This is a genomic window from Aquabacterium sp. (assembly GCF_048860245.1).
Lineage (GTDB): Bacteria > Pseudomonadota > Gammaproteobacteria > Burkholderiales > Burkholderiaceae_C > Aquabacterium.
On record NZ_JBLIZW010000083.1, the window covers coordinates 1 to 5,010 of the forward strand.

A 5,010-nucleotide genomic window follows, 5' to 3' on the forward strand; every position below is an offset into this window, starting at 1 on the left:
GATCAGGTGCTGGGCACGGTGGGCGAGGCGGCTGATGTCGTCGAGGTGGCGCTGGATGCGGCGGTTGCCGCTTTGTGCGCCGAAGCGGTGGGTGCCGTCGATGCCTTGCTGGTGCACACGGCGGAACACCTGCGTACCCGCAAACAGTTTGGTGCGCCCCTGGCCAAGTTCCAGGTCTTGCAGCATCGGGTGGCTGACATCGCGATTGCGCTGGAACAGCTCAAGTCCATGGCCTGTGCCGCAGCTGCCGTGCTGGCATCTGACGATGTGCAGCAGCGCCGCCGGGTGGTCTCTGCCGCCAAGGCGTATGCCAGCCAGCAGGGGCGCCAGATCGGCTTGACCGCCATTCAGCTGTACGGTGGCATGGGCATGACCGATGAATGCCGCGTCGCCCACTACGCCAAGCGTTTGATGGTGATTGGCCAGCTGTTTGGCGATGCCAACTGGCATTTGCAGCGGGTCGCGCAGTCCCGCTGAAGCGACTCACCCTGCGACCTATTAAATCTTGAAAGTATTCCAAGGAGAAACCATCATGCGCCGTTCCACTTTCCTCAAATCCACCGTGGCTTGCTTGGTAGCAGGCTTGGCTTTCGCTGCCACTGCCCAGGACAAACAGCCCATCAAGCTGTTGGTGGGTTTTCCGCCCGGTGGCTCTACCGATACGGTGGCTCGTCTGCTGGCCGACAAGCTGAGCACCGTGCTCAAGCAGCCCATCATTGTGGAAAACAAGCCCGGTGCAGGCGGCCGCTTGGCAGCCCAGGCCCTCAAGGCGGCAGCCCCCGATGGCCTCACCTACATGATTGCCCCCAACGCCACGCCAGTGTTTCAGACCCTGCTCTATCCCGCCAGTGTGCTCAAGTACGACATGCTGACCGACTTCACGCCGGTGGGGGTGGTAGTCTCCTACCCGCTGGCCTTGGCGGTCAGCAACCACCTAAATGTGAAGGATGCCAAGGAGTACGCTACCTGGCTCAAGGCCAATCCGAAGGAGGCTACCTTTGGTTCTGCGGGTGCAGGCGGCCATACCCACTTCACTGGCCTGCAACTGGGCAAGATCATCGGTCAGCCTCTGCAGGTGGTTCCCTACCGTGGTAACGGTCCTCTGGCCACCGATTTGCTCGGCGGTCAGGTGCCTGCAGGCATCATGACGGCGGGCGACATCGTGCAGCACCAGCGCAGCGGCAAGGTACGGGTGATTGCCCAGTTTGGCGCACAGCGTTCTCCAGTTCTGCCCGATGTCCCCACCATGATGGAACAAGGCATCAAGCTGGATGCAGGCGATGCCTGGACCGGCATGTGGGCACCCGCCAAGACCCCCAAGGCCGAAATCGAGCGCATCCAGAATGGCCTGAAATATGCACTCAGCCTGTCCGAGGTGCGGGAAATCCTGGTCAACAAAGCGACGTTGAATCCCGATTTCCGCAGCGCCGAGGAAATGGACAAGCTGCAGCGCAAAGAGCTGAAGTTCTGGGATCCCATCATCAAGGCCTCGGGCTTCAAGCCGGAATCCTGATCGGCTCCTGATCGGACACCTTCTTTTTGTTTTCATCGACAGGACACCACACACCATGAGCTTGAACGGAGCTGCCTACATCGTGGGTGCCTATGAGCACCCCACCCGCAAAGCCGACGACCTGTCGGTCGTGCGCCTTCATGCCGACGTGGCCAAGGGCGCATTGGAAGATGCGGGCCTGAGCAAGAACGACATCGACGGCTACTTTTGTGCTGGCGATGCCCCAGGCCTTGGGGCATCGACCATGGCCGAGTACCTGGGTCTGAAGCTGCGCCATGTTGATTCGACGGAGTGTGGTGGTTCTGCACCCATCCTGCATGTCGCGCATGCGGCCGAGGCGATTGCCGCTGGCCGTTGCAACGTGGCACTGATCACGCTGGCCGGTCGCCCTCGGGCACAGATGGAGGCTGCCAAAGCCGCTGCGGCTGCGGCTGCAGGTGCGGGCAAGATGCCGCCCAAGACGGCGCTCAAGGCCCCGGATCCCGATGCACCAGAACTGGCTTTTGAGCTGCCCTACGGCCCCGCCACCCAGAACCTGTATGCGGCCGTGGCCAAGCGCCACATGTACGAATTTGGCACCACCAGCGAGCAGCTGGCCTGGATCAAGGTGGCGGCTTCTCACCACGCCCAGCACAACCCCCACGCCATGCTGCGCAAGGTGGTGACCGTGGAAGAGGTGGTCAATTCGCCCATGGTCTCCGACCCCTTGCACCGCCTGGACTGCTGTGTGATGAGCGATGGCGGCGGTGCCCTGATCGTGGCCCGTCCCGAGATCGCCAAGCAACTCAAGCGCCCCATGATCAAGGTGCGTGGCACCGGTGAGGCGCCCAAACACGGCATGGGCGGCAAGCTGGACCTCACGTATTCCGCTGCAGCCTGGTCGGGCCCCCTGGCCTTTGCTGAGGCTGGTGTGACGCCGGCAGACATCCAATATGCGTCCCTCTATGACAGCTTCACCATCACCGTGCTGATGCAGTTGGAAGACCTGGGCTTCTGCAAGAAAGGCGAGGGCGGCAAGTTCGTGATGGACGGCAACCTGATTTCTGGTGTGGGCAAACTGCCGTTCAACACCGATGGCGGTGGTCTGTGCAACAACCATCCGGCCAACCGGGGTGGGGTCACCAAGGTGATCGAGGCCGTTCGCCAATTGCGTGGCGAAGCCCATCCCTCTGTACAGGTTCCCAATTGCACTTTGGCTTTGGCCAACGGCATTGGCGGCGCCTTGGCGTCCCGCCACACCGCCGGTACCTTGATTCTGGAAAGGGTTTGACACCATGAGCACCCCTGAAAACACGTCCAAACCAGCGGCTGAAAAACCAGCGCGTCCGCCCGCAGGGCCCCGCAAGATTCCCGCGCCCCGGGTTCTGCCGGAATCACTGGCGTACTGGCAGGCGGCCGATGAAGGCAAGCTGCTGGTCAAGAAATGCAATGCCTGTGGCGAGGTCCACCATTACCCACGCGATATTTGCCCCCATTGCCTGAGCAGCGACACGGTTTGGCAGCAAGCGGCCGGAACCGGCACGGTGTATTCCTTCAGCACGATGGGCCAGGGCGACGCTGCTTACACCCTGGCGTACGTCACGCTGGAAGAAGGCGTCACCCTGATGACCAATCTGGTGGACTGCGACCCGGCCAAGGTCGCCATTGGCGACAAGGTGCGCGTGGTCTTCAAGCCCACCGACGGCCACGCCGTGCCCATGTTCACGCCGGTTTGAGGGAGGTCGTATGACTGCACCGCACAACACGGCTGTTCGCAAGGGACCGCTGTCCCGCTTTACCATTTTGGATGCTTCGCGGGTGCGCGCGGGTCCCACCGCCATCCGGACCTTTGCTGACCTGGGCGCCCGCGTCATCAAGCTGGAAATCCCGCCCGGAGCGCCCGGCGGCGACGACATGATCGGGGGCCGCGACCACAACCGTGCGGACTATGAAAACCTGCACCGCAACAAAGAGAGCCTGACCCTCAACATGAAGGAGCCTGAGGGTCTGGCGATCTTGAAGGAGCTGGTCAAGACCGCCGACGTGTTCATCGAGAACTACCGTCCCGATGTCAAGTACCGCCTGGGCATTGGCCCTGAGGATTTGCGCGCCATCAACCCACGTTTGGTCTATGCCAGCATCTCTGGCTTTGGTCAGGATGGCCCATATGCGAATTGGCCGGGCTTTGATTCGATTGCCCAGGGCATGGGCGGTTTGATGAGCGTCACCGGCAAGCCTGAAGATGGGCCGATGCGGGTCGGTATCCCGATTGCGGACCTGTGCTCAGGCCATTTTTGCGCCCAGGCCATCATGGCCGCCTTGCTGGAACGCGAAGCCACCGGCGAAGGACAGTGGGTGCAGACCTCGCTGTTGGAATCCCAGATTGCGATGCTGGATTTCCAGGCGGCTCAGTGGCTGATTGACAAGAAGGTGCCCAAGTCCACTGGCAACGAGCATCCGCTCACCGTGCCCACGGGGGTGTTTGCCACCAGCGATGGCTACATCAATCTGGCGGCCATTGGCAACACCATGTTCAAGCGCCTGTGCCATGCGCTGGAGGTGCCCCATCTGATCGACGAACCCGGCTTTGGCTCCGACCCGGAGCGTGTCCAGAACCGTGCCCGGGTGAATGAAGCGATTGGCGCCGCCTTCAAGGCACGCACCACGGCCGAATGGACCGAGCGTCTGCTCAATGCAGGTGTGCCCTGTGGCCCCATCTACACGGTGGACCACATGTTTGAAGACCCGCAGGTCAAGCACCGGGGCATTGCCCGTCCCATGCACCATCCCGAGCTGGGCGACATCCAGGTGGTCGGTTTGCCCATGCAGTTTTCCGCCCACCCGCGTGACGAGGGGCCCCTGGTTCCCGCCCCCCATCAGGGCGACCAGACCGAGGCCATCCTGCAAGGCTTGGGTTACAGCCCCGAGCAGATCGCGGCCCTGCGCGCGAAATACGTGGTTTGATTTTTTGGAGATTCCCGCACCATGGCCCAACTCGTTGCCGCATTTGCGTCTTCCCACAGCATCATGCTGGTCTCGCAACGCGAGGACTGGCAGCACGGTTTCCGTGTGATCGACACCAAGAACGCCCACTACTACGACAAGCAGGGCAACAAGACCGACTATGAGGCCCTGCTGGCTGCCGCCCCTCCGGGGACCGAGGCCATGGTCACGCCGGAAAAGATGGGCGAGCGCTACGACGCCGCCGAGGCGGCCATGGACCACCTGGGCCAGCGCATCCGTGATGCCAAGCTCGATGTGCTGTTCATCGTCGGTGACGACCAGACGGAGCTGTTCCGCCTGAGCAACAACCCGGCGTTCGCCATCTACTACGGTCCCACCATTCGCAACACCGCCCGTGAGCCCGCCTCGGCCTCAGACAACTGGGTCAAGTCGGCGCGTATGTGGCGGCATGAACCGGAGCAGGACAAGGAATACCCGGTCAAGAGCGACATGGCCGAATGGCTGATTCGCCAGTTGTGCGAGCGCGATTTCGACATCACGGCCATGGACAGCAT

At 62.2% G+C, this 5,010-nt stretch carries 5 protein-coding genes and 1 pseudogene; all 6 read left to right on the top strand.

Features of this window, described 5'->3' with window-relative positions; genetic code table 11:
- Positions 1-477, top strand: a 477-nt coding sequence (locus ACMV18_RS09700; protein ID WP_420817668.1) for an acyl-CoA dehydrogenase family protein, incomplete at its 5' end; no start/stop codon positions are given.
- 55 nt (positions 478-532) lie between these two features.
- Positions 533-1,513, top strand: coding sequence for a tripartite tricarboxylate transporter substrate-binding protein (locus tag ACMV18_RS09705; protein ID WP_420817669.1), 981 nt, complete (start codon positions 533-535; stop codon positions 1,511-1,513).
- Between the two features lie 55 nt (positions 1,514-1,568).
- Positions 1,569-2,783: a thiolase domain-containing protein gene (locus ACMV18_RS09710; protein WP_420817670.1), complete on the top strand. Its 1,215-nt coding sequence runs from the start codon at positions 1,569-1,571 to the stop codon at positions 2,781-2,783.
- 4 nt (positions 2,784-2,787) lie between these two features.
- A complete protein-coding gene (locus ACMV18_RS09715; protein ID WP_420817671.1) occupies positions 2,788-3,228 on the top strand; it encodes a Zn-ribbon domain-containing OB-fold protein in 441 nt (146 codons plus the stop codon).
- Positions 3,229-3,238: 10 nt separating this feature from the next.
- Positions 3,239-4,456: a CaiB/BaiF CoA transferase family protein gene (locus ACMV18_RS09720; RefSeq protein ID WP_420817672.1), complete on the top strand. Its 1,218-nt coding sequence runs from the start codon at positions 3,239-3,241 to the stop codon at positions 4,454-4,456.
- Positions 4,457-4,477: 21 nt separating this feature from the next.
- Positions 4,478-5,010: pseudogene (locus ACMV18_RS09725) on the top strand (protocatechuate 3,4-dioxygenase); the annotation flags it as partial.

Excerpts from the sequence above, each read along its gene's own strand:
- ACMV18_RS09720 (WP_420817672.1), top strand. The coding sequence starts at position 3,239 with ATGACTGCACCGCACAACACGGCTGTTCGCAAGGGACCGCTGTCCCGC.
- ACMV18_RS09715 (WP_420817671.1), top strand. The coding sequence starts at position 2,788 with ATGAGCACCCCTGAAAACACGTCCAAACCAGCGGCTGAAAAACCAGCG.
- ACMV18_RS09705 (WP_420817669.1), top strand. The coding sequence starts at position 533 with ATGCGCCGTTCCACTTTCCTCAAATCCACCGTGGCTTGCTTGGTAGCA.
- ACMV18_RS09710 (WP_420817670.1), top strand. The coding sequence starts at position 1,569 with ATGAGCTTGAACGGAGCTGCCTACATCGTGGGTGCCTATGAGCACCCC.